20 protein-coding genes and 1 pseudogene are annotated in these 26,445 nt (G+C 45.5%); 3 read left to right on the top strand and 18 right to left on the bottom strand.

The features are described from left to right. Positions 1–5: 5 nt before the first annotated feature. Both OEV42_08210 and OEV42_08205 read right to left on the bottom strand, forming a co-directional pair. Complete coding sequence (locus OEV42_08210) at positions 6–872, bottom strand: biotin--[acetyl-CoA-carboxylase] ligase (protein ID MDH3974248.1); 867 nt, start codon at positions 870–872, stop codon at positions 6–8. 211 nt (positions 873–1,083) lie between these two features. Beyond that, positions 1,084–2,088: a porin gene (locus tag OEV42_08205; protein ID MDH3974247.1), complete on the bottom strand. Its 1,005-nt coding sequence runs from the start codon at positions 2,086–2,088 to the stop codon at positions 1,084–1,086. 320 nt (positions 2,089–2,408) lie between these two features. On the opposite strand from OEV42_08205, the gene OEV42_08200 reads away from it, so the two are divergent. After that, positions 2,409–2,531 carry a hypothetical protein gene (locus tag OEV42_08200; protein MDH3974246.1) on the top strand — a complete coding sequence of 41 codons (123 nt, stop codon included), beginning with the start codon at positions 2,409–2,411 and terminating at the stop codon, positions 2,529–2,531. A 357-nt stretch (positions 2,532–2,888) separates the two neighbouring features. Next, positions 2,889–3,629: an isoprenylcysteine carboxylmethyltransferase family protein gene (locus OEV42_08195; protein MDH3974245.1), complete on the top strand. Its 741-nt coding sequence runs from the start codon at positions 2,889–2,891 to the stop codon at positions 3,627–3,629. A gap of 165 nt (positions 3,630–3,794) precedes the next feature. Here the strand turns inward: OEV42_08195 and OEV42_08190 are convergent, their stop codons facing one another. Genes OEV42_08190 through OEV42_08180 form a run of 3 tightly spaced genes read right to left on the bottom strand, consistent with a single transcriptional unit; the run spans position 3,795 to position 9,012 of the window. Further along, entirely contained in the window at positions 3,795–5,261 is a 1,467-nt protein-coding gene (locus tag OEV42_08190) for an HD domain-containing protein (protein ID MDH3974244.1), read from the bottom strand. Positions 5,262–5,307: 46 nt separating this feature from the next. Continuing rightward, on the bottom strand, positions 5,308–6,231 hold the full coding sequence (locus OEV42_08185) for an AAA family ATPase (GenBank protein ID MDH3974243.1): 924 nt from the start codon (positions 6,229–6,231) through the stop codon (positions 5,308–5,310). Between the two features lie 12 nt (positions 6,232–6,243). Continuing rightward, a complete protein-coding gene (locus tag OEV42_08180; protein MDH3974242.1) occupies positions 6,244–9,012 on the bottom strand; it encodes a tetratricopeptide repeat protein in 2,769 nt (922 codons plus the stop codon). A gap of 367 nt (positions 9,013–9,379) precedes the next feature. Here OEV42_08180 and OEV42_08175 point away from each other — a divergent pair, with 367 nt between their 5' ends. Further along, the gene (locus OEV42_08175; protein MDH3974241.1) at positions 9,380–10,279 is read left to right on the top strand and encodes a protoglobin domain-containing protein; all 900 of its coding nucleotides are present in this window, start codon (positions 9,380–9,382) and stop codon (positions 10,277–10,279) included. A gap of 474 nt (positions 10,280–10,753) precedes the next feature. Here OEV42_08175 and OEV42_08170 read toward each other — a convergent pair whose 3' ends face one another. The 13 genes and pseudogenes from OEV42_08170 to OEV42_08110 all read right to left on the bottom strand — a co-directional run bounded on the left by OEV42_08170 (position 10,754) and on the right by OEV42_08110 (position 26,264). Further along, positions 10,754–12,931, bottom strand: a complete 2,178-nt coding sequence (locus tag OEV42_08170; GenBank protein MDH3974240.1) for a methyl-accepting chemotaxis protein — start codon at positions 12,929–12,931, stop codon at positions 10,754–10,756. Positions 12,932–12,996: 65 nt separating this feature from the next. Beyond that, positions 12,997–13,554, bottom strand: a complete 558-nt coding sequence (locus tag OEV42_08165) for a chemotaxis protein CheW (GenBank protein MDH3974239.1) — start codon at positions 13,552–13,554, stop codon at positions 12,997–12,999. A gap of 323 nt (positions 13,555–13,877) precedes the next feature. Next, complete coding sequence (locus OEV42_08160; GenBank protein ID MDH3974238.1) at positions 13,878–14,261, bottom strand: response regulator; 384 nt, start codon at positions 14,259–14,261, stop codon at positions 13,878–13,880. Between the two features lie 100 nt (positions 14,262–14,361). Then, entirely contained in the window at positions 14,362–14,592 is a 231-nt protein-coding gene (locus tag OEV42_08155) for a hypothetical protein (GenBank protein MDH3974237.1), read from the bottom strand. 519 nt (positions 14,593–15,111) lie between these two features. Next, positions 15,112–16,536: a sigma-54 dependent transcriptional regulator gene (locus OEV42_08150; GenBank protein ID MDH3974236.1), complete on the bottom strand. Its 1,425-nt coding sequence runs from the start codon at positions 16,534–16,536 to the stop codon at positions 15,112–15,114. A 54-nt stretch (positions 16,537–16,590) separates the two neighbouring features. After that, positions 16,591–18,897, bottom strand: a complete 2,307-nt coding sequence (locus tag OEV42_08145; protein ID MDH3974235.1) for a PAS domain S-box protein — start codon at positions 18,895–18,897, stop codon at positions 16,591–16,593. Positions 18,898–19,426: 529 nt separating this feature from the next. Further along, positions 19,427–20,185: a uroporphyrinogen-III synthase gene (locus tag OEV42_08140; GenBank protein ID MDH3974234.1), complete on the bottom strand. Its 759-nt coding sequence runs from the start codon at positions 20,183–20,185 to the stop codon at positions 19,427–19,429. Further along, positions 20,182–21,123 (bottom strand): hydroxymethylbilane synthase, encoded by a 942-nt coding sequence (gene hemC, locus OEV42_08135; GenBank protein MDH3974233.1) that lies wholly within the window; start codon positions 21,121–21,123, stop codon positions 20,182–20,184. Before hemC ends, OEV42_08140 begins: the two co-directional genes overlap by 4 nt. Positions 21,124–21,137: 14 nt before the next feature. Further along, positions 21,138–22,399 (bottom strand): annotated as a pseudogene (gene hemA, locus OEV42_08130) (glutamyl-tRNA reductase). Between the two features lie 12 nt (positions 22,400–22,411). Then, on the bottom strand, positions 22,412–23,236 hold the full coding sequence (locus tag OEV42_08125; protein ID MDH3974232.1) for a cytochrome c biogenesis protein: 825 nt from the start codon (positions 23,234–23,236) through the stop codon (positions 22,412–22,414). 20 nt (positions 23,237–23,256) lie between these two features. After that, positions 23,257–23,898: a bifunctional precorrin-2 dehydrogenase/sirohydrochlorin ferrochelatase gene (locus tag OEV42_08120; protein ID MDH3974231.1), complete on the bottom strand. Its 642-nt coding sequence runs from the start codon at positions 23,896–23,898 to the stop codon at positions 23,257–23,259. An 87-nt stretch (positions 23,899–23,985) separates the two neighbouring features. After that, entirely contained in the window at positions 23,986–25,779 is a 1,794-nt protein-coding gene (locus tag OEV42_08115) for a hypothetical protein (protein MDH3974230.1), read from the bottom strand. A gap of 23 nt (positions 25,780–25,802) precedes the next feature. Then, positions 25,803–26,264: a PEGA domain-containing protein gene (locus OEV42_08110; protein ID MDH3974229.1), complete on the bottom strand. Its 462-nt coding sequence runs from the start codon at positions 26,262–26,264 to the stop codon at positions 25,803–25,805. Between the last annotated feature and the right edge of the window lie 181 nt (positions 26,265–26,445).

Raw genomic sequence — 26,445 nt, 5'->3', positions numbered from 1 at the left:
TCACTTTATAATATATTTATATCGCCGACGGTGACATTGATTAGACTGCCATCCTGTTTCTCAAGCAAAAGAGAACCGTCATCATTTATTCCCATGGCCCTGCCCTCTTCATAATCATGCATTCCCGATGCTGCTCTCACCTGCATTCCCCCTATTCCTGAAAGGGCGTTCCATTTCTCCCTCACAGGCAGGAACCCTTCCAGAAGGTACCTTTTATACCAACTTTCAATATTACGGTAAAGGTCCCGCAAAAGCGCCCCTCTTGAAATAAGCTGCCCCGCTTCCATCGACATTGAAGTCGCCGGCGATAAAAGGTCAGGGGGCATATGGTCCTCTTTCATATTAACGTTAATACCTATGCCTATGACCACAAAATCGACATCATTTCCGTTGCACTTCATTTCCGTTAATATACCGGCACACTTTTTTTTGCCGAGTAAAATATCGTTGGGCCATTTTATCCTGGCGCATTCTATTGAAGTCCCTTTCACAAAGGAAGAGATCGTTTCCGCCAGGGCGACGGCGGCAACAAGAGTCAGCTTGGGCGCATCCGGCGGAGCAAGAGGAGGGCGAAGAATGATGGAAGTATAAATATTCTTTCCCCCGGGCGAAAGCCAGACCCTTCCCCTGCGCCCCTTTCCACGGCTCTGGCTTTCAGCAACAACAACCGTCCCTTCGGCGGCGCCTAAATGGGCAAGGTCAAAAGCCTTGACACTGGTTGAACTTATTTCACGGTAATAATGAATAACCGTGCCCATAAATTCTGTATTCAGATCGAAAATACCGGCAGAATGCCCCGGTTCATGGCCATAAACTTCTGAAAAATCCCTAAACTCGTGATTTTGAAAAATCCTTTTCCCAATACCGGTCATGGTGATTGTTATGAAATACCCTTAATTTCCTGAAATGATTTCAAGGGAACGTCCCCTTTCCCCCCTGAACATAAAAATATACTATAAACGGATGACACTTATAAAGAATTAAATCGTTAACAGGCAAGGGGAAAGCAAGCGCCTTGATAAGCATGAATAAAAAATGCCCCCGAAGGGGCACCGGAATTGATCATTAAAGGGGACGTTCAGATCAGAATAAAAATTTGACTCCCAAAAGGACTTCCTCTGAATCATCGGCAATATCCCACTTGGTAAACTCAATCTCTGCGGCTACAAAGGTCTTGTCACTGAAATAATAATTGACCCCGCCGGCAAGCTTTAATTCCTGCCTGTCCTCAGTGGGGTCTGGATTTTCATCGTCTATTACTTCCTGCCTTACCTTAATGAGAAAGTCTTTAAGTTTGAAGTCAGCGCCAACCTGGGTAACATCCAGGTCGTAATCTTTTTCATGATCATGGTCAATAATTATCGTTCTTTCTCCATGAAAAGTAAAATCACCCCATTTAAAAACAGCACCTCCGCTTAAACGAGACTCATCCTTTTCACCGGGAGGAGCAGCGCCCACATCTTTTCCAATCCTGGCCATAGAAACCTGCACCGAAAGATTTTTTACCAGTTGGTCCAGGGTAGCTTTTGCGGCATAACTGTCCTGCACCTTTGTATTAGCAATCCGGTCTCTTTCAAAGACAGCGGCGGCAATGCTGCCTAAACCTTTAAAGTTATAAATGGCGTGAAGCCCCCAGACCTTGTCAATCTCCAGTTTATGAGTTTCCGAGTTAAGCAGAAATTGCTCATAGTCCTGACCGAAAGGCATTTCGTCCTTACCGGCAACAATGGAAAGGCCGTCAAGGCCAAGCTCACTGAATATGATCTGGGCCTCTTCCACATATTTGCTGTCATCACGTGCGTTATCATCATATCTGTCCATATCGGCGCCATCGAGTTTAAGCAGTACTTCCACACCCTCGTCAATTTTCTTTGAAACCTGAAGGTACAGCTCTTCCGGTATAATTACATCACCACCTGTTTCACCATTATGATCAATGCTTGGGTATTCAGCAGGGGCATTATCATCATAATAATCATCACTCGATCGATATTGAATCTCTACAGCACCACTCACTACCACACCGTCTTCCGCAATCGCCGGCGTTGCAAAAGAACAAATCATTACTGCCATTATTAATTTCTTCATAAACAATTTCTCCTTATCTGTATTTTTAATTATGACTGCGGCAAACACCAGCAGACCCTATTATGTAAACCGCTGCCACTTGCCCCCTTTGATTAAGAGGAAGCATATCAAAATAAAATCACATGTCAAGGGCAAAGAATTATTATAATCCTTACTCCGGCCACCCTTTACGGCCGGCGAAGTAATATCAGGGAAGAGAACAGAAAGAACTTATGGCTGCAAAACCGGTATATATAAAATATACACTGGACGTGGTGGAACTTTTATAGTACAGTTATAGTCTAAAGTTTAGATAATCAATTACAGCGAGGAGAATAGAGATGACAATAACAGCAATAGCTTTGGTAACTCTCGGCACTCTGGTGGCGATCGCTGCAAAAAGCAGGATGGACCGCAAGGAAGCGGTCGTTCTTGTTAGAAGTAAAAAGAATAGAAAAAGATAAGCAACCCTTTATATTTACGTTTAGAAAAGGCGGGCAATAATGCTTCGCCTTTTTTATTAACCTCACGAATAGAGGGGGCAACTGCTCTTTTATAAATTTTGACACCCGCCATATCCCTTATTATTGAAGTCCCCCGTAAAAACTGACCTTCATTCTTTTCATTAAGCTTGAAAGAGCCTCCTTTAAAAACGTAAAATGAATGCGGCAATCCCCCCTGCGATCTCCATGGATCGTGAAAGGAGTAAAGAAAAGACGCAAAGCAGATAGCAATTTACTTTATTACAGCCCTTATGTTATTCTTGCAGGCTTACATTTTTTAACGACTCAACAATTTTCGTTCACAGGAGATATTGATCCATGCCTTTAAAAGAAGAATTCGGCCGACAGGGAAACTGGCTCTTCAGATGGAGAAGCTACCTTCCCGTCCTTCTTATCATACTGCTCATACCCGGTATGGCAAACTTCACACTTCCGGGAAATTCTGAAACGATGCACCTCATGTGGGTTATTTTCTGCATTGCTGTCTCCTTTTTTGGTCTCATCATCAGGGTTTTTACTATAGGCCATACACCGAAAAGCACCTCCGGCAGAAATACGAGCGAGCAAAAAGCGAGTACCGTCAACTCAACAGGTATTTACTCTACCGTAAGGCACCCCCTTTATGTTGGCAACTTTTTTATGTGGTTCGGCATTTTTCTCTACGTTCATTCAATTTGGGTAGCGCTGACATTCATACTCATCTACTGGTTATACTATGAACGGATCATGTACGCCGAAGAGGAATTTTTGAGAGGAAAATTTGGCGAAGCCTATGAATCATGGGCATCAAAAACACCTGCCTTTATTCCCAGCTTTAAGCGCTACGCTCCACCGGCGCTTGCCTTTTCTCTCAGGAACGTACTCAAAAGAGAGTACTCCGGTTTTTTTGCCGTCATCTTCTGCTTTACCCTGCTGGAAGTGATAAAAAACTATCTTCTCCAGGGAAAGGTTGCGCTCCATACAGGCTGGATCATTTTCTTCATCTTTGGCCTTGCTGTCTACCTTCTCCTTAGGACCTTAAAGAGGAATACGAGAATGCTTCACGTAGAAGGAAGATAGCCCGTATTTTTCACCAGAATTCGTGAAAGATTCATCCCTGGTTTTTGCAACTGAGAGCCGCGCAGACATAGTCAACACGCTGTCGGACAGCCCGGCTGAGCAAAAAACGATCAGGCCGTGACCTTTAGCCACTACAGCAGAAATTTGCTGAGAAATGGGACCAAATCAATTGTCAGGAGGACCTGGGGCCTTCAATTTTTTCAGAAAGCGGATAGCCTCATCCCTGTTTTCAATCTCCCCGTCAATACGGGCATCTTCAATCAATCCCAGATATTTACCTACCAGGGCGCCCTCTCCTATCCCCCTTATACGCATAACATCATTGCCTTTTAGAAGCGGCGCCGGTGAAAGTTTGCTGACTTCATCGCAGCGGTCAATCAACTTCTGAACGAGCCCCTCCACATCGGTAAATTCGACCTTCCTGGCATCCCTCGTTGCCAGCGTATCAGCCAGCGCAAGAAGAAGCACTTCAATCAGTTCATCGCCACAATCCCTGATCATCCTGTCCATGGCGCGGCCCGTCAGCATGCCCGCCTTTGACAGGTGAAGCGGCCTCATATGTCTTTTTGTAATATTTGAAAGGACCTTTCCGGCATGGCTTCCCAGCTTTAGCCTTCTTGCTATCCCTTTATTAAGGATGGCGCCTTCTTCTTCATGGCCATGGAAGGAAACCTTGGCCGCTTCCCTTTTAAAAGTAAGGGGCTTTCCCGAATCGTGGAGAAAGGCTGCAAACTTGAGAAGCCCCCTGCGATCAATTCCCTGAACAATCTTTTCATCAAGATGGATTGCAATCATTTCCCTTTGGACGGGAGAAAAAAGAGATTCATCAAGCAGTATTTCCTCAAGGCAGGCAAAGGTCTTCAGGGAGTGCATGAGCAGATCAAACTTATGAAATGAGCCCTGGTCAAGCTTTTCCCATTCAATTATTTCGGGGAGAATTACCTGGAGAACACCGGTTTCAACCATCAATTGCAGCGTCGATGAAGCCCTGGCGGCAGAAAAGGTTTTAAAAAGTTCTGCTCTAATCCTTTCATGGGCAACCTTTTTCAAAGCGGAACAATAACGCACGGCAAGTATTAAAAAATCCTCTGACCGTTGCAGATCAAAGAGGGCCATGAGGCGAAATCCTCTGATAATTCTCAAAGGGTCCTCTTTAAGGGCCTCTTCCGAAAGGGGCCTTAAAATCCCTTTTTCAAGATCACCCCTGCCATCGAAGGGATCGATAAGCCCCGGTGAAGAGGCTTCGAAAAGATCTGACAGGGAAAGGGCAATGGCATTAATAGTAAAATCACGTTTCGCCAGGTCCGCTTCTATATTGTCCCCCTTAAAGGCGGTAAAATCCATTTCAAGAAGCTCATCGTCATCACTAAGGGCAACGCGCCAGCAGGATTTTTTTTCGCTGCCGAGAGAAAACGATGTTCCACCCAGCGATTCGGCAACAGCACAAGCAACAGCCTCAACCTTCTCATGAACAGCAAAATCGAGGTCGGCAAAATGTCCTTTTACAAAAAGGTCTCTTATGGAACCGCCGACAATATAGAGAGGGGAAGAGATTTCTCTGGAGATTAAATAAATTTTTTCAAGAAGCGGATTTTTTCTCAGTAAAGAGAATATGCAGGTATCCTTAATCATGGTGTGACCAGGATCAAATGTTTTTGTAAAAAGAAGTGTTTGAAACCTACTCTGTCAGCTTGTCCAGAATATTGTCGATTTCATGAAGGCTCTCCGACTGCTCGATTTTAACGCTTGAGGCGGCCGATGTCTCTTTGAATTTTTCCCTCGATTCTTCATCGAGGCGTAAATCCTTGCCGACGCTATTTACCAGCGATTCACTGATAACATCTTTTTTAAGAAGATATCCTTCAAAAAGCGCATTATCGCAGAGCGTATTGATCAGCCGCGGAACGCCTCGCGACAGTTTGTATACGGATTCCACCGCTTCCCTGGAGAAAAACATCCTTTTAGCCCCTGCCACATGAAGCCTGTGCTTCATGTAAGACTCGGTAGATTCCTCACTGAGTGATTTAAGGTGATATTTTACGGCAACCCGCTGGTCGAGCGGTTCATCAAGTTTGAGATAGTCCTCAACCTCGGGAAGGCCAAAAAAGATAAAAGTAAGCAGTTTTTTACCGGGCACTTCCAGATTTAAAAGCCCCCTGAATTCCTCCATAATCTCCTTCGACTGAAGCATCTGTACTTCATCAACAATGAGAATGGCCTTTTTACCTGCTTCGTTGATCTCCTTAAGCTTTTCATAAATAAGACCGAGGATGGTCGCCTTGTCATGGGGAGGTTCATCGATGCCGAGAAGTGTCGCAATTCTCCTGAGAAGCCAGTCAGCCGTAATGGCGGAATGAATAATAACAAGCATGGCCGCTTCATATTCTTCATCAGGAAGCTGGTCGAGCATCCTTCTCGCCAGCGTCGTCTTTCCGGAACCAATATCACCAACGACCATGGCAAGCCCTTTCATGGCATCCGCCGCATACATCATACGAAGAAGCGCCTGCGAATGCTGAGCGCTGTTATAAAAAAACTTTGATGATACGGGCGCATTGCCAAAGGGTTCTTCCGTCAACCCGTAAAACTCAAGATAGCTCAACTTAAACTCCTTTTATAAATAAGAAACCTTGTCTTTAGGGTTGCCCTCGCCCTCACCGGGCACATCTTTTTCACTCACCGTTTCCATGCCCGGAATCTCTTCTCCCCCCCCTTTGCCATACATTTCCTTAACTTCGGCATATTCACGGGAAACTTCTCTGAAGGTTTTATCAGAACTATAGACCTTTTCAAGAGCCTCTTTCGCTTCAACGACCATATTCGCTTTTTTATAAGCAAGGCCGAGTTCATAGGTAAGATTCAGTTCCGCCTCTTTAGTTATTCCCTCACTATCGAGACCAATTCTGAAATATTCAATGGCATCTTCAGGCTGACCGTTATCGAAGCTGCAAAGCCCCAGCATGGAATAGGAATCAAACTTTTTGCCAGGGTCCTTCATGGCAATTTTAAACTCTTCAATGGCATCATCGAAGAGCCCCATTTCCTTGTATGCAATACCGAGGTTGTAATGGGTCTCACTATCTTCACCGGATACCTGCTGCGACACGCCTTCCTTGAAAGAATCGAAGAGAGCGTCAAAACTGAGCATTTCTTCGTCCCCAAGGGAGCCTGCAGCCGTCCCTGTGCCGGTAATTTCGTCAGACAGTTCTGCCGAGAGGTCAAAAAAGCTTTCTTCAGCAGCTTCCACTTCCTGCACCGGCATTTCACAAAGGCTCTGAGATTCGAGGTCTTCAATTTTTTCAAGCATTTCAGCAGCTTCACTGTTACCGGGAGCAAGTTCTTCAATTTCTTTAAGACTTATTCTTGCCTTTTCAAAAAGTTCCTGGTGAATATAAAACTGGGCCTCCTCAAGCAACTCTCCCACATCTGCAATACTTAAAGGTTCTGCAACATCAAGAACAAGCGCTTCTTCCTCTTCAAGGGGAGCAGGTTCTTCTGCCACTGCTTCTTCCAGTTCCTCTTCTTCTATCAACTCTGCTTCAAGAGGCTCAAGCTCCATCGCTTCCTCTTCAAGCGCTTCAATCTCCTCAACGGCCTCTATCTCTTCAACTTCCTCAACTTCCTCAACTTCTTCAACGGCCTCTATCTCTTCAACTTCCTCTATTTCCTCAACTTCTTCAACGGCCTCTATCTCTTCTACTGCTTCTACTTCCTCAACTTCCTCTACCCCGGCGACAACTTGAGCTTCTTCCTCTTCTTCAACCTTAACTTCTTCTTCACCTTCAATTTCAAGCTCAATTTCATCAGGAAAGGCTTCTTCCGCTATAAGTTCTTCTTCCTCCCCTGCCAGGGATTTATGCAGAGCTGCCGCTTCTTTATGGCCGGGTTTTATTTTTAAAAGATCTTTCAGGCTTTCAAGAACCTTCTCATCTTCGCCGAGCTTTTTATAAATATGAATGGCCTCAAAATAAACAGAAGCCCCTTCATCGGGTTTCTTCTGACTGACAAAGAAATCTTTAAGTTTTAGTCTTGCTTCAATGTTATCGGGATTTCGATTGAGCACCACCTGGAGGGCTTCTTCAACCTTGTCTTCCATGCCGTACTTGAGGTAGACATCGACTTCCGTCAGTATCTTTGTAACTTCTGCGCGACTCAAAGGCCCCGTCTCATCAGCAGCCTCTTCTTTTTCCCCGGCTTCAGCTTTTTCTTCTGCCTCAGGGACTTTCCCCTCAGCCGTCGCCGCCTTCGCTTCTTCATCGGCCGGCCTCAGTTCAAGCACTCTGCCATAAACCTCGCGGGCTTTACTCTCTTCACCCTGTTCAGTATAAAGCCTGGCCAGTTCCTTGTATGATTCGACAAGCTTATCCTGGTCTTTCATTATCCAGTGAATCTCACAGAGCTTGCCCATAACCCGCGAGTTGCCGGGCATTTTTTCCTTTAAACTTTCAATCAGTTGCAAGGCATCATCAAAGAGTTCGTCTTTGAGGTAGAGATCTACCAGCATTTCATACTCTGAAAGGGCCCTTTCCTGGTCACCTGCGTCAACATAGATAACGGCAATTTCTTTTCTCGCTTCAATAGACATGGAGTCTATTTTAAGAATATGCTGGAGAGAGCTTTTTGCCTTATCCGGTTCACCTTTCTTTTTATAAAGGCCCGTAAGAAGGAAAAGGGTTTCTATATCTTCAGAATCAATTTGAAGCGCTTTTTGAAGTTTGGCAAGGGCCTTATCATCGTCACCGCTCTCGATACAGGCCGTTGCAAGACCTTTATATATTTCTTTAGAGGACTGATCTACACCGGTAAACTTTTCATAAAGCTTAATTATCTCATCATGCTTTTCATCTTTTTTATACTCTTCTCCAGCCTTGAGTATCTGCTCTATGGCCTTATCATTGATTCCTTCCTTCACATAACGTTCAGCAAGCTTAATTCTGATCATTACGTTGGAGGGGTCAATATCAGCCATCTGGCCGATGACTTGAAGGGCATCCCTTATTTTACCGCTCTTTTCGTACTGGCCTGCCACCAGCCTGTATTGAGAAATGGCTTCGTTAGGCAGTCCCTGTTTATTGTAGAGGTCTGCAAGTTTGAGGTTGAGAGCCAGCTGTGACGGATCAGCTCTCAGGATCTGCTTGTATACGGCTATCGCTTTTAGGTAAAAACCTTTTGCCGTATAATCTTCGGCAACTTTTTCCTGATATTTCTGGGCTTCTTTTTTGTTACCTTTTTTATTATAAAGATCACCCAGCTTTTGACAGACCTTTATATCTTCCGGGTCATCATCAAAGAGCAGGAGATATTCCTTTATCGCTTTATCAGTCTGACCTTTGAGCGCAAACTTTTGTGCCTGGGCCTGTACTTTACTTTTATCAATTGCCAAGTGTCGAACTCCTTAAACTTTCCCTGGAAGCATCAATATGCGCCTCCTTAAAACAATATTTGACCGGGAACAATTTAAATTATATTTTTTTTGGTTAAATGAGGTGAGCTATACGGCATGCCTGAAAGAAAGGCAAAGCAATACACTGTGCTCTACAGTGTTAGTCTATTATAGCTTGTCTTAAAAAGTCAAGATCAAGCAAGGAATGGTTTTATAAATTAATTAACGCTCTTACACATTTTGTTAAGCAAAAATATAAAAGTTGAAATGACGATAAAAGTGATATAAAGTTTTTGAAACGACTTTACGAATTAAACATCATTACTCTTCTATTCAGGAACATGAAATCAATAAGGGAGGCTACATTTTGCTCATAAAGAAGGTCAAGGAAAACTATAGTTTTACGTCATGGGATGAAAACCTGCTCAGGAAGCTTGCTCCTGTTATGGAGAAACACGGTGATGAGTTTGTCGATGCTTTTTACAATAAAGCCATGCAGTTTAAAAATGCATCCAAATATCTGAAAAATGATGAGATTATTAACAAGCATAAGGGGGCTTTAAAGGGTTGGTTTTTAAAACTGTTTAATGGGCCCTATAATGCAGATTACACCTATTACCTGGAACGGATAGGCCATGCCCATGTGAAAGTTAACCTGCCTTCACATTATGTTAATGTGTCCATAAGTTTTGTCAGAAAATTCTGCTCCGACATTATTATGAAAGAAATTTCCGCCTGTGAAGAGAGAGGCGATATGCTCCTTTCCGTAGGGAAAATCCTCGATATAAACCTGGATATTCTCACCGCTTCCTATATCGAAGAAGAAAAAAACCTCTTCTTTATCTCAAAAAAGGCGGAGAACAAACTCATCAATTTTGCGAAAAGATTCTCTTACGGTCTGAACCTCGTTCTTGTTATAGGCCTCGTTTTTCTCGGCGTTACCGTTCTCGGCCTTTTTGCCTACGACATTACCCACTTATTTGACGGCAACATTGAAAAAGGACTACTGGCCACACTGGGAAGCCTCATGATTCTCTGGGTAGTTATCGAACTGGTCGATACGGAAATCGATCACCTGAAGGGTGCGAAATTCTCTATCAAGGTCTTTGTCAGCGTCGCCATGGTGGCCATTATCAGGAAAATACTGGTAACCTCTCTCAAAACGGAGGAAGTGGGCGCCCAGATATCGCTCATTGCCGCCCTTGCCGTCCTTGGTGTCGTCTACTGGATAGTGTCACATACGGAGAAGCGGGAGCAAGAGCGCTAATTTGTAACCGTTTTTTTTATCAAATAGCCCGTTAATTCAAGAAAAACCTCTGAAAGGCGCTAATCAGATTTTTTATAAACAGATAATACCGGAAAGGGCCGTTGGCCATGAATTTATAGCGCAGCATAGCGGTTTCACGATGCTTTAAAAAATACCCCTTTCACCTGCAGGTGAAAGGGGTATTTTTTTAAAGTGCTGTGGGACCAAGAGCTTGCGCCGGAAATCATAGGCCAACGGCCCTTTTTTGGATCACAACCCTGAACAGACTCAACCCTTCTGATTTTCATCTTTTCCTCCCCTGGAAAGAGGAGGGGATCTTATCATCCCCTCCTTAAAGGGGGAGGGCGTTGAGTGAGGGGGGTTATTTTATAATGTCCCTTGAGAGGCGCTATTTTCGGTCCTCCCTTGAATGGCATGACTACCTTGACAAAAGCATTTTCTGCCTTTTCCCGGCAGAAAATGCTTTTTAAGGGACTAAAACTCCCTAAACTCCTCATCATCCATGGGGATGACATCTTTGGGATGCACCGTTTTTGATGTCGCTCCCTTAGCAGGAGCGACTTTTCTGACAGGCACTTTTTCAGGGCCTTCTTTATGTAATATTTCATGGATATTTTCAGCAATATGCGCCTTTGCAGCAGCGGCCCTCCTTACGCCGCCCCCCCTTTGCCCGGCAACGCCTCTGCCTGCCACCCTGTGAACGATATGTCCTTTTCCGGCTACTGCGGCGCCACCGACAATCTCTCCCAGCCTGTCAACGAGATCTTTGAGGCTTTCCGCCTGGGAAGACAGTTCCTCACTTGCTGAAGCCGTCTCTTCGGAAAAGGCTGAATTCTGCTGCGTCACCTGGTCCATCTGGGTCACGGCCTTCGTCACCTGGTTGATACCTTCCGCCTGCTCTCTCGATGCAGCGGCAATCTCGGAAATAAGGTCTGACGCTTTTGTCGTGTTCGATACAATCTCATTCAATACTTCACCCGATTCAGTGGCAAGCTCGCTCCCCATTTTAGCCTTGGCCGTGCTGTCCTCAATAAGTCCGGACGTTGTTTTGGCCGCTTCGGCGCTGCGTCCGGCAAGATTTCTCACCTCTTCGGCAACAACGGCAAAACCCTTGCCGTGTTCACCGGCACGGGCCGCCTCTACGGCTGCATTGAGGGCCAGCAGATTGGTCTGAAAAGCAATCTCATCAATAACCTTGATAATCTTGGAGACCTCTTCACTGCTCGTATTAATCTCGTTGACGGCATCGATCATCTTGTTAACGGAATCAGCCCCCTTAACAGCCGTATCCTTTGCCACTGTCGAAAGCTGCTGCGCCTGACCGGCATTATCGGCATTTTGCTGCACCGTAGAGGACATCTGCTCCAGTGATGAGGAAGTCTCCTCCAGTGAAGCCGCCTGTTCCGTCGCCCCTTCCGCCAGGGACTGGCTCGATGAAGATATCTCGGCAGAGGCTGATGCTACCTGATCGGCGCCTTCCGCTACACCGTCTATAACAGCATTGATGGGCCTTGTAATGCTACGCGTAATAAGTATCCCCAATGCAATGGCAAGGACAAAACCTGCAACGATACCCGAAAATATCTGTGTAATCGATGATTCAGCTACTTGCACCGATTCTTCGGCTGTTGCGTCAACAGTTGCCCCCGCCCTTTGTTCAACACCTTCCAAAATCGTCATCATCTTGCTGCCGACAACATCAGCCTCTTCATCCAGTTTATGCTCCTTTGCCCTTATATCGCCAAGTTCGTTCTGGACAGAGAAGAAGCTTTCTGCAGCCGGACTGAACTGCTGATCGTGAACCTTGTCCAGGTTAGCGGCAAGACCTCTAAGTTCCGGCACATCAATGGCCGCAATCATTCCCTCAGCCGTAGTCCCTCCCTGAAGCAGGGCCGATATCCAGCCATCAAATTCATCTATTTTTTCATCATATTCATTCCTGAGACCAGCCAGGTGCCCTGCCTCAAAGCTTTGGCCCGCCTCTTCGATGACTATCCTCGTTTCGGCAAGCGTCGTTTTTATCTCCATCGACAGATCTGCCCATCCGCTTTCTTTATTCTGTATCTCTTCGGCAGAAGCACCTTTCGCAATGAGTGAATTAATTCGATTTTTTATATTCCCTTCAAGGCTTTCCGCTGTTTCTATAACCTCGTCATATGCTTTTTCTACGTCTCTCATATTCTCTTCAGCCTTTTTAGAAAGCGCTATTTCATCCACGGTCAAGTCATGAATTTCCTTGATAAGAGGCTGGAAACTACCATTATGAAATTCATCAGCGTCCTTCACCAATTGTCTCAACTTCTCATCCTTCGCTGCGAATATCATTCCGGCTTCCGTCTCACCGCCCCCAAGTATTCCATCAGCAAAGGAATCAAAACTTTCTACATTTTCCTCATGTTCCTTCCATATTTCCTCCACCTTTTCTGCATCATTAGTCTCTAGCATATCCATAATCACTAACTCATCTTTCAGTACGGCTAACATCATCTCCATCGAGGCGTCTGCCAGAGGCATTGTCTCTATAATTGTTTTCGTCTCCCCCTCCATAACTGTTGCAGAGCGGTACCCTACCATGCCGACAGCAAGAACTACCAGGGCGATACCAATAAATCCCGATATCAGTTTTTTCCCAAGACTCGAATTACCAAACATTTTTCTACCTCCCTGTTTGCTAGAAAGTTAATCCACCATTAAATAGTAAAGCGCAAAGAAAGGTTTTATTCTTCATCCTTCTTTTTGCCTTTCTTTCCTTCCCCGGCTATGGGAGCCACTTTCGCTATCTCCTCCATCATCACCATTTCCTCGGAAGTGAGCACCTCACCGATATCGAGGAGTATCTTGACGGCGCCCTGCACCTTCCCCATGCCCAGTATATAGTCCGTATTGATTTGGGTGCCGAATGAGGGCGCCGCCTCAATATTTTCGGCATCAATGTCCATCACCTCCGACACGGTATCAACGACAATACCCATCTGGAGGCCGTTAACATTAACGACAACGATACAGGTCCTTTTTCCGTACTCTCCCTCAGGCATGCCGAACTTGAGCCGAAGATCGATAACGGGTATGACCTGCCCTCTCAGGTTTATAACGCCTTTCACGTAGGCAGGCGTTTTGGGAACAGTCGTAATATCCATGATTCCGATAATTTCTCTCACCGTCAATATTTCAAGGCCATACTCCTCATTAAGCAACTGAAAGGTAAGAAATTTCCCCCCCTCCAGACGCTCTCCCGCAGTCTTTGCCGGAGCTGAAACTGTTTCTGTCGCTTCCATAATATTCTTCAACCTCCTTTCAGGCAAAAATTATGACCGGCACACATTTGCCCTCTGCCATCAGTTAGACCTAAGGGTAAGTCCCAGAAAGAAACCCACCAGGAAAAAGAAAAGTACGCACAATTCAAAAAACCTGCCGTAATACCAGTTGTTCCCCTCAATTTTTTTTAAATAATAAGCGTTAAACATATTTTTTTTGATTTTTGTTAAATAAGTCATGATCCGCCACTCCTTTATTTTATAGATTTGTTTTTTTTAATGCAGCGCCTGCTGCTAAATCAATTATTTCGGAAAATGCTCTCTTCAACTATGAATCTCAACCGCTAAACCTGCAGCTTCCCCTTAGCGGGTCCCGCAATCTCACCCAGCATTTTGACTAAAAAATTAATCTCAAAAGGCTTATGTATAAAATCCATGACACCTGTCATTTGAGCGTCCAGATAATCATCTATCGTCCCTGAACCCGACATTAACAGGGCATTAATATGAGGATACTTTGAGAGAACCATCCTGGCCAGTTCTATACCTCTCACGCAGGGCAGATGCAAATCTATTAATGTAACGTCATACCGCTTTCTTGACAGCATGAGCATGGCCTCATTGGCAGTCTCTGCAAAATCCGCCTCTATATTGTGAGAAGCGAGCAACTTTCTTACGGCAAAAGCAAAGCTTTTTTCATCATCAACGATAAGTATCCTTTGTCCCATAAGGAATAAATCTCCTCTCTTTGCACAAATGATTACTGCCCTGCCGGACCTTCCCACCTTCTCTCCGGCTTTGGCGAAACAGGTTCAAAACCTGCCGGGTTCAGCGTCCGGCATCCTTTTTCGACGGCAAGTAAGGCTCCGAAAAACTTTCCCTGTAAACCTTTATATAGAAAGGGCATCGCTTATAGGCTTCCCCCTTGCAATACTCCTTGACCTGAAACATGGAGGGAGAATAGAAGGCCTGGCCGTAGCTTTTTTGAACTTCACTGCATACGGCAATCATGGCTTTACTGACAGGCACTTCCCATAGAGCAAAATAAGGGCACTTCATAGTTTTCTCCTTAATATCATTGATGTTTTAAGAATATTTTCCAGCACCTTTCGACTTCCTCCTCGCCGTCATGGAGACCGGCCTGAAATCCCGGATATCAACCTTACAAGCGGGACCGGCAAATTCTCAAAATGAAGTTCCATACCGCTTGATGCCTCACAAATTCTGCAGCCGGCCCTTGCCGGGGCTACTGCTGCCAACGGGCATTGAGGATCATCATCATCAACAGGTAAATATCTCCCCACCATTTTTCCTTAAGCTGTTCCCTATTAACAACTGTCCAAAATTATTAGAGATTCTCTTAAACTGAATACTATTAGAGCAGGAACAATGCCACATTAACGATTTTTTTATTCTCTTATAAATCCAGTACTTATAACGGACAGGTCCGTTATGGTTTTCCCGGGGGGAGCGACGGATATTGCGATATTTGAGAAGAGATTAGCAAGATGGCAGTCGTCGTTGATCTTTCGGTTAAAGAGACATTTTTTGACAAAGAAAATGATGTCTCACCCCTTTTTAATTACTCACCTGCTTCTTTCTAATGAGACGTTTATTTAAGGCCTGCCGTGTGATGCCCAGCATTTCTGATGCAAGGCGCTGGTTGTTGTTGGCCTTTTCCATGGCCTTGCTGATAAGGAGTTCTTCCGCTTCCTTGAGTGTGAGGAGACGCCCCGAGACTTCAAGTCTGACACGGGTATGATCATTGACGGTTGAATGTATGACCTGATTCTTCTCCGTTTCCAGCTTGATTGAATCCCGGAAGCTTCGTGTAGACAAGATACCTGTTTTATGCCTTGTTACGGCATCAAAAACCATTCCCTCAAGCTCTCTCACATTACCGGGGAAATGGTAAGCAGAAAGGAGGTCAAATAGTTCATTGGGAGGTGTCGGTTTTTTCTTTTTAAGAATAAAGGATGATTTCTTAATGAAATGCTTGACAAGGAGTGGCGTATCACCGGTTCTTTCCCTCAGGGGAGGAATATAAATTTTGTGTGAATTAAGGCGATAATAAAGGTCTTTTCTAAATAGCCCCTGTGACACCATTTTTGAAAGGTCTCTGTTGGTGGAAACAACAACCCGGGCATTACTTATCTTTTGATTATCCGAACCGAGGGGGTAATAACTGCTTTCCTGCAATAAGCGCAAAAGCTTGACCTGGGAAGACTCAGACAGGTCGCCTATTTCATCGAGAAAAAGGGTTCCCTCTGCCGCTTTTTCTACAAGACCGTTCCTCGACTGTTCAGCCCCGCTATACGCCCCTTTTGCATGGCCAAAAAGGGTATCGGAAAACATATTATCATCAAGGCCGGCAACATTGACGGCAACAAAAGCGCCTCTCAGACTGCTGACTTCATGGATGGCGCCGGCAAAAAGCTCCTTGCCCGTCCCTGTTTCACCGGTAATGAGAATCGGTTGCGGGGAAGGGGCTGTGGCTTCAATATATTGAAAAATGGAACGGATCTTTTTGCTCCGCGTAATGATCGACTTAAATGCTTCCTCATGCTCCAGGTTGTCGCTTAGGAGATACTCCTTGAGTGACGATACCTGAGAGCGCAGTTCCTCCATTTCTATCGCTTTTTTTATGGATGAAACAAGCCGGTTCCTGTCAGCCGGTTTAGTCAGATAATCAAAGGCCCCTTCCTTCATGCACTCTACCGCCGTATCAACTTCGCCTGTACCGGTCATAACGATTACCGGCAGAAGGGGAAATTTTACAGCAATTTCCTTGAGGAGGGTGAGCCCTGAAATGGAAGGCATGAAAAGATCAAGCACAACGACTGCCGCTTCATTATTTTCAAGAAAATGAAGCAGCTTACGGCCTTTTGTGAAGGTTATAATCTCATGGGAAAATGCTTTCCTCAAAGCCTGTTTATAGGCGTGGAGGATGTCTTCTTCGTCATCGACAAGCAGAATGGGAAGACCTGAAATATACTTGTTCATCTTTTAATTAATAATAGAGGTTATTTTTTTAAAATATTCTGTACAAAAAAAGAATTAATGTGCTTTTTTGAGCGCCTTATCCAGCTTTTCCAGAACTTCATTTCTTGAAAACGGTTTGGGTAATACATCACAAAAACCGTATTTTTCATAATCGGAAATGACATCTCCTTCAGAATAACCACTGCAAACGATGGCTTTTACAAGTGGATCAATTTTTTTCAGCCTTTTCAGGGTTTCAACGCCTCCCATACCGCCTGCAATGGTTAAATCCATCATGACCACATCAAAGTGCTCCCCTATTTCACGGGCCTTTTTATATATTTTTATGGCATCTTTACCGTCTTCAACATGTTGCAGATCATACCCTGCCCTTACGACGACACTTTTTATCGAGTTGGCAACAATCTGTTCGTCTTCAAGAAGAAGCACCCGTCCTGTTCCCTGATAAGCATTCTTTTCTTTGACAGAGCTTTTGCGGGAAGCTTTTTCGCTGCTTGCCGGGAGATAGACATAAAAGGCAGTGCCTGCTCCGGCCTTTGATTCGGCAAAAATATGCCCTTTATGCTTTTTGACAACCATGTAGGATGTAGCCAGTCCGAGGCCATTTCCTTCTCCCTTTGTTGTAAAGTAAGGATCAAATATCCTGTCCATATTCTCAGGCAATATTCCGGTACCCCTGTCTTTTATCGTTATTTTTATATAGTTTCCACGCTCCAGAGGCAAGGGGCTGTCGTCATCAACAAATTTATTTTCCGCTTTGATTGAAACGGTGCCCCCTTTCGGCATCGATTGTTTCGCATTAATGAGAAGGTTGTTCAGCACCTGGCTGATTTGCCCGGTATCAATTCTTGCATCCCAGAGATTTTCCGGAATAATGCACCGCCTTCTTACATTAGAGCCCCTCAGGACAAAAGAGGCCGTTTCGGTAATGAGATCTGCCACAGAAGCCGACTTTATGGTAGGCGCCCCGCCTTTGGAAAAAGTAAGCAACTGTTTGGTAAGCTCGGTGGCCCGCAAAGTCGCCGCCTCAGCATAAGCGAGACTGGTGGAGATATCATTTTCATAATTTTCAAAATCATCCAGACAATCTTTGGCTACCTGTATATTGGTAAGAACACCCGTTAAAATATTATTAAAGTCGTGAGCAATGCCACCGGCCAGGAGGCCGATAGACTCAATTCTTCGAGCCTTAAGCAACTCCTCTTCCATATATTTTTTCTCCGTAATATCGGTATGCGACCCGGCGAAGCGGGTAGGTTTCCCCTTGCCGTCTTTTATGGTCGCTCCTCTTGCAAGTATCCACCGGTATGAGCCTTCTTTATGTCTCATCCTGAATTCACTCATGTAAAAGGGGGCCTCCCCCTGAAAGTGATCATTAATATCTTTGACAACATATTGATAATCATCAGGATGAACCCGCTTTTCCCACTCTTCATAGCGATCAGGTATTTCGTCGTCTTTGTAACCGAGCATTTCCTTCCATCGGGGAGAGAAATAAATTTCACCGGTCTGGAGATTTCGGTCCCATATACCGTCACTTACTCCCTTGATGACCAGGGAACATCGCTCCTCACTCTTTTTGAGCTCCGCTTCAGCCTCCTTTCTCTCCGTTACATCCCTTATGCTCACAACGAGGGAGACAATTTCACCGCCTTTACGCAGAGGCCCTACTCTTGATTCAAAAGTCCCAAGGTCATTGCCGGCAACAAAATACTTTGATTCAAAAGTATGTGTCTTGCCATCTTTTAAGGTTTTCATACAACTGTCAACGACGCCATCATGATACTCATGTGGAATATAGTTTAAGAGTCGGGAGCCCAGAATTTTCTCGGTAGAAAGTTCATACATGGGGCGGTTTATATAGATGACTTCCAGCTTTTTATTTAGCAGCACAATGTGATCAGGCGAATTTTGGGCAATATCTCTCCACTTTGATTCCGAGTCTTTAAGCGATTCTTCAATTGCTTTTTGATCGGTAATATTTTCTATCTGAATTATGTAGTATTCAATATTTCCCGCCTTGTCTCTCACGGGAATTGAGCTTATCTGCAACCAGAGGAAGGAACCATCATCTGCTAAGGTTTTCTTTTCAAATTGAATTAAGTTTATTCCACCATCAACCATCATTTTATGGCAGGCATGGGCATCTTCCATGTCATCATTAACAATTAAGTGGAAACAGTTTTTCTTGAGCAGCGCCTCCTTTGAATAGCCAAGCATAGAAGATAAGGCATTATTTGCATGGAGGAAGAATCCATCGGGACTAACCATAGCCAGACCGATTGTCGAATTTTCGAAAATGCTCCGGAAGACTTTCTCTTTTTTCAGCAAATATTCTGAATTAACGTGTTCAGCATTCATACAAGACTTCTTATTTTCAAACCCCATGAAACTCTCCATTAATCATTCAGGAAATAGTTACATTGACTTAAAGGGGCAATTAAATGTATTACACATTGATATGCACCACCCCCTCCCAAGCTGCGCTATGAACCCTTAGCTTCGGGCCATAGCGCCCTGGCAAGAATTTATGCCGCTTAAGGGCAGGGGCAAAGAGAAGATCAAAATCCGTGCCTGCTCATAAGCAAAAAATCGTCTATTGAATGACCGGGAAAATAACCAGTTAAAGAAAGCCTAGCAAAAAAAAATCACATTTGTGCGACAGATATTGCTTTTTTTGCGACAGATATTGCTTTAGAGGTTTTTTTTTTGTTCTTTCAGTCAAGGAATGACTATAGATTGCCTTTTTAAGAGATTTTGCCTGTAAACGCTTTTGAGCTGTCTTGCTTAACAAAATGACGGGAGTAAATCAAGCGCTACGCCACAAACAGCGGCGCAGCGAGGTGAAAGCTTCTCCATTAATTAGGGCAGGCAGGAGGGAATAGAACCGCTAGCCCGTAAAATATTTACCAATGGCATGGGCAAGTGATTGCGTTGTAGATTTTAAAGGGATAATGTCCGTTTTGAGGCCCTCTTCTTCGGCAATGCCGGCCGTCACCTCGCTAATACAGGCGATTTTCGTACCGGCCAGCAGAGCAAGGTTTTCCCTGCCGAGAATATCGAGAAAATTTCGTACCGTAGAACCGCTGGTAAAAGTAATTACCTCCACCCCTTTTGATAGAAGACCCTTAAGTTCATCTTCCTTTCTTTCAGGTTTAACGGTGCGGTAAAGGGGAACAAGCGTCACCCGGGCGCCCAGCTTTGCCAGCGCATCAGGGAGAAGCTCCCGACCCGCTTCCGCTCTTGGAAACAATACTTTCTTACCTTTTATCCCGATACCCTGAAAAGCGCTGATAACGCCTTCGGCCTGGAAATTATCAGGAATAAGGTCAATAGTAATACCCGCCTTTTCCGCTGCTTCAGCTGTCTTTGGACCGACAGCGCAAACAGGGACATCCCCCGGAGACGAAAGAGTTATCCCCCTCTCTTTAAGGGCACCCATAAAAAACCTGACGGCATTGGCGCTGGTCAGCAATATCCAGTCATAGGAAGAAAGATGACGGAAAGCCCTTTCCACTATGCCCTTATCTTCCGTGGGCTGAAATTCTATAACTGGAAAAATGAGCGGTTCAAATCCGAGGGATTGCAAAGCGCCCGCAAATTCTCCGGCCTGTTCTTCGGCCCTTGTTACAAGGACCTTAAGTTTCACTTTCCAAGATCCATTTTATAGATCTCTTCCAGTATTTCACCGGCGCCCCTGTCGAGAAGATTTTCAGCCAGGTCAATTCCAAGTGATTCGGGTTCAGCCACCCGTCCCCTCAGTTCATCCGTAATAAGTGTCTTTCCGTCAAGGCTGCCCACAAGACCACGCAAGCGAAGCTGTTCATCTTCCAGTTCACCGTAAGCGGCGATAGGCACCTGACAGCCCCCTTCGAGTCTTTTAAGAAGGGCCCTTTCAGCTTTTACTGCCGCCGCTGTTTCACTGTGGTTCAAAAAAGAAATAATTTCATTGGTTTGGCCGTCGTCATTTCTTGTTTCTATTCCAAGCGCCCCCTGGGCGATGGCAGGAAGGAGAATGTCCGGTGAGATGCATTCGGTAATTCTTTCCTCCCAGCCAAGGCGTCTCATACCCGCCGCAGCCAGAATGATGGCATCAAACTCACCGGCCTCGACCTTCTTAATTCTCGTATCGAGGTTACCTCTTAAAGAAACAATATTAAGGTCGGGCCTTACCTTAAGCAGCTGACACTGGCGCCTTAAGGAAGAACTCCCGATTTTCGCGCCCTCCGGCAACTCAGCGAGGGTCTTTTTTCCATTCGATATGAGAGCGTCCCGGGAATCTTCCCGCTCTGTAATGGCAGCCAGTCCCAGACCTTCGGGCAACTCGGTAGGAACGTCTTTAAGACTGTGTACGGCAAGGTCTGCCCTGCCATCGATAAGCGCTTCCTCAATTTCCTTGACAAAGAGTCCTTTTCCCCCCACCATTGCCAGGGGAACGTCGAGTATCTTGTCTCCCGTCGTCTTGATTTTAAGCAGTTCCACAGCTGTGCCGGGATGCGCTTCCTCGATGGAATCCTTTATATGGTTTGCCTGCCAGAGAGCCAGCATACTGCCCCTGGTCGCAATGGTAATCTTTTTCTTCATAATATTCCTTTCTAATATCAGTCTAGATCAAAGAGCTTTCGCGCCGAATCAACGTAGAGGTCACCCTCTGCCGTATCGGACATCTTTTTAAGGTTCGATACGGGCATATGGAGAATTTTGTTGATCATGGCCGCCGTCGCCGATTCAATTGCCTTCCTGTCATTTTCCGACAGGCCATTTAGCTTTCCAAAAGTTTTTCCATCTCAAGCGCCCTTACCTTATTAAACTTCTCTCTCAGTGAGATAATGGTGGGCGTAACATCGAGGGTCTTCAGCCAGGCATGAAATTGCCCTATTTCTGCCTCGATTATCTTCTCCGCCGCCGCCGCTTCTTTCTCCCTCTCTTTTTTGTTCGATTCAACGACACCCTGTAAATCATCGATATCGTACAAATAAGCATTATCCAGCTTGTTTATGTCCGGGTCGATATCTCTCGGCACGGCAATGTCGATAAAAAACATGGGCCTGTTCCTTCGCTTGTGCAGGGCCTCACTCACCTGCCGGGCATTGATGATGGGCAGGGGGGAACCTGTCGAGGAGAGTATAATATCCACTTCATCGAGATCGAGGTAAACATTCTCGAAAAGCAGGGCCCTGCCGTCAAATTCCCGGGCCAGCTTTTCCGCTCTTGAATGGGTCCTGTTGGTAACAAGGATTTCCTTGATCCCGCTGTTAATAAAATGCCTTGCCGCCAGTTCACACATTTCACCGGCGCCGATAAGCATGACTCTTTTATCTTCAAGGGTTCCAAATATTTTTTTTGCCAGTTCGACAGCGGCATAGCTGATGGAAACAGCGCTTGACGCAATATTGGTTTCCGTCCTTACCCGTTTTGCTACGGAAAAAGCCTTGCTGAAAAGTTTATTCAGGATAATGCCCGTTACGTTATGTTCAAGGGCATACTGGTAGGCATCCTTCATCTGACCCAGTATCTGGGGTTCACCCACAACCATTGAATCAAGGCTCGATGCAACCCTGAAGAGATGTTTGATAGCATCTTCAGAAGTATGGCTATAGAGATGATTAGCCAGCCGGTCCCTGGAAATCCCGTTCGATTCGGCAATAAAGGTTTTCAGTTCTTCAATACCGTCCTGGATATGGGAGGTTATGGCTATAACCTCGACGCGGTTGCAAGTGGAAAGAATAACTCCCTCGGTCACCCCTTTTCTGTCAATGAGGTCGTGAAGATAATCAGGCATTTTCTCTGAAGGAAAGGAGACCTTCTCCCTTATCTCTACAGGGGCCGTTTTATGACTTAATCCTACAACAACTATATTCATGAATCCATCTGCTCAGTGAAACCTGAAGCCCTCTCCTACCGTCAAATTTATGCCGAAAAAGGTAACCAGGAGAATGATGAAGGACACAATGGAAATGGTTGACGCCTTTCTGCCTCTCCAGCCTGAATAGATCCTGCCATGGAGAAGGACGGCATAAAGCAGCCAGATCATCAAAGTCCATATTTCTCTCTTCCCCCACAAAAGCAAACCTCCCTGCATCTGCTGAACCACGATGGCGCCTGAAATAACACCCAGCGTAAGAAGAGGAAAGCCCCAGAGAAGGGACTTGTAATTCACATTATCCAGAATATCGAGTGAAGGAAGGGCGCGGTAAAGCTTACCTATTTTTTTGGATTTAAGCTGATACTCCTGGATCATATACATAATTGCCACGGCAAAAGCGACGGCAAGAAAACCGTTGCCGAAAAAAACAAGAATAATATGGGCAGGCAGCCAGAAAGTCTTCAGGTAGGGAACGACGATAGGGGCAATGTCCTTCGGTAAAGAGTAGGCTGAAAGCATAAGGACCAGCGCCAGCGGTGAAATAAAAGCGCCGATAATCCTTATTTTATACCAGATAAGAATGATAAGGTAAATGCCGATAATGGCCCATGCCATAAAGGACAAGGCATCGTGAAGGTTAGTGATGGGAGGAAATCCTATGGTCCTGATGCGGGAAGTAAAACAGCCCGTATGCAGAATAAAACCTGCCAGCAGGCTCAGTGACGCCGTCCGGTAAGCCCATTTCTTGGGGAAAAAGAGATAAACGGCGTAAGCAACGGTGCCTGTCAAATAAAAAGTAGTGGCAAATCTGAAAAGTGTCAGTCCTAAATCCATGCAATTCGTCTCTATCTTTTCTAATGGAGAGCAGCCCGGGCAATGGTTTCTTCCGCCAGCTTTTCAGCCTCGTTCCGCTTGCCCTCTCTCACAAGATCCATTATATTTGTTTTTATCAAATTATTCAATAAATCTCTACACTTATCAGACTCAACACCCTGTTCCAAAATTTTTTGCCTCGTCCTGGCCAGAATGTCAAGAACCTCACCGCAGGAATCATCGATGATCTCTTCCAGTGTGTGCCTCATATGCCTCGAATAGGCAGGGCATTTTCCACCCGTGGAAATGGTAAACAGAAGGTCGCCCCGCTCAATGTAAGAAGAGAGCGTAAAGGTGCACTGCTGTGGAATATCGGCAACGTTAATGAGAAGGTTTAACTTTTTTGCCTCTTCAGCCACCACGGCGCCAACGGCAGGATCATCGACGGCGACAAAAACGATTGTGCTTCCTTCGAGGTCTCCCGCTTCATATTCCCTCCTGACCCAGGTGATCTTTCCTTCATCAACGAATGACTTGACGCCCTCTTTTATCTCGGGGGAAATAAGCCTGATTTTTGCCCCTGCCTTTAGAAGCGAGTGAACTTTACGGTAAGCGACTTTACCGCCGCCGATAACCACGCAAAGCCTGTTTTGCAGATCAACATTTATGGGAAAATAACGCATCGGCAAAGAATAGCAGGGGAAGCGTGTTGTGTCAATGAGGAAAGGGGAGAAAGTAAAGGACAGGAGAAAAAGGGAAAAAAGAGGCCATTAATTGAGAAGGTCCAAATTGGGCACAAGAGTAGGTGTCCATTGGTAATCTGCAGGTATTATGGGGCTTGTCACATCACCATCCCCCTGATTTCCGTCACCAATCTGACCAAACTCATTACTCCCCCAGGCCCAGACAGAACCATTGGTCTCCATCACCAGAGCATGCTCATCTCCAGCAAATATAGCTTCAACACCTGGCAAGCCGGAAATAACCGTTGGTGAAGGCTTATCCAAAAGTGTGCCATCACCGAGTTGTCCATAATCATTCCTTCCCCACGCCAATACCGCTCCATCCGTTTTAAGGGCCAGTGTAAAAAAATCACCGGCTGCTATCGCCTTTACGCCTGTCAGAGGGACTTGAACAGGATAGCTTTCAGGTGCTCCTGGACTTCCGATACCAACCTGCCCCGCTGAATTATCTCCCCATGCCCAGACAGCGCTGTGATTATCCAGTGCCACGCTGTGATAAGATCCTGCCGCTATGGCAATGACTGTTATATTCTTAAAACCGGCATCACCCACCACCGCCGCTACAGACATATTGTCGTATAAACCATTACCCAACTGACCATAAACGTTATAACCCCATGCCCAGACCGTGCCATCCGGTGTAAGGGCCAGGTTGTGGTCTGCTCCGGCGGAGATTGCCATAATACCGGTAAGATTATTACTTGCATTCGTTTTGACCTGGACCGGTCTGGTTACATGTGAAGTAAAATTATTATATCCTAATTGACCAAAAGCATTTGCACCCCAGTCCCAGACGGTGCTGTCATTTTTTAGCACCACAGTATGGGCTGTTCCTGCCTGTACGGCGCTGACATTTCCAAAAACACTCCCATCAACTGAAGATACAACCCTGAAGGGTGAAGGTTCGTTGCCAGCTGAAGGTGAACTGTAATCACAAAAAACAGCCGCTCCATTGCCAAGCTGCCCACATTCATTATCTCCCCATGTCCACACGGAACCATCATACCTTAAAGCGACAGAATGCAACGATTCCGAATCGAGATCGATTACCCCTATTAGCTCCGTTAACTGTGAAGTATGAACCGGTGACGTATATGGAGTAGAGCTTGTGACCCCATTACCAAGCTGCCCCTCATCATTAAGCCCCCATGCCCAGAGGTTCCCATCCGACTTAAGCGCCAGAGAATGACCAAACCCCCCTGCCATAACAGGCTTAATCGCCGTTTCAAGCTTAACCTCAGTGGCATAGAGCGACACATGGGTCGTCTTGTTTTCGAAAACGATAATTGTCGTCATGCCTCTGAATATGGCTGCTCCTGCCGCATTCATCCCGGAAACGGTAAGCGTTCTGTTTGAACCTGCCGGAACATCTGATAAAGACCCTGTTTTATCGGCAAAGGGGAATTCTGCCGAAAGAGACCTCATATTAGGACCGGATATATCAATGAGAACTTTGCTGATATCAGCAACCTTGCGGGAAGCTTTCTCACCGGCTGCCGTTCTTTTTCCCAGCCTCCTCCCCTGCGTACCGCCATCATTCCAGATAACGTTAGCAGCGATGGAACCAAGGCCGCTGGCGCCGAAATTGGGCGCAAAAGAGGAAAGGTCCTCGCCATCGACGAAACCGCTGCCGGTAAAATCAGCCGCCGCAGACCATTTAGGTGAATTTTTACCGGCGCCGAAAGTCAGTGAAAAAAGCGCAAGGTCATTTCCATCAACGGTCCCTGATCCATCCATATCCCCCACAATGGCATGGAGAGGAAAAGCGATCAGAAACAAGAAAATGAATGTTAATAACGCTGCAAGCCCTGTTTTTTTCATAGCAGTAATCCCATCCAATTTAATTACCAGCCGACAACGACCGCCCCTCCATCGGCAGTGGAGTCATCATTGGCAATGGCCGTGCCAACAGCCGCCAGAACAATGGCCCAGAACCACCATCGCTTGTTGATCGGTTTTTTGTCCATATTTTTAAAGGCCTTTTTCTGCCCTTCCGATACCTCAAGGGGCAACAATACAACCTCCATCTCCATCTGTTCACCGGCAGTCAAAATCAGATCTTTGCGCCAACCGGTAAAGCCCTCTTTTTCTACTCTTATCATATGATAGCCGGCTTCTACCGCTAAAGGTTCACTTACAGGCGTTACAAGGCCCGTATCCTTGCCATCGAGATAGAGACTGGCGCCATCAATATTTGAAATAATTTTAATTGACGATGAAGAAGGCTCGGCAGCAAAGAGATAAAGAGGAAAAAACAGATTAAACAGGAATGATGATAAAAGTATCCGGGCGGCAATATTTTTCAAGCTGCATTTCCTCCATTTGCGGCAAAGGGCCCTTTATTATTTTAATGATTTAAGTAAGAAACAGCCACCATAAAACCGGCTGAAACAAGAAAAGAAGCCCCGCTTTATCTTGCTGAATATAACCTATGGTCAAACTTCATGTCAAACAGTAAATAGGGAAAAGGGTTAAAAAATTGACTGA

The sequence above is a fragment of the Deltaproteobacteria bacterium genome, from assembly GCA_029860075.1.
GTDB lineage: Bacteria > Desulfobacterota > JADFVX01 > JADFVX01 > JADFVX01 > JAOUBX01.
This window is presented reverse-complemented; position numbering and strand designations above follow the sequence as displayed.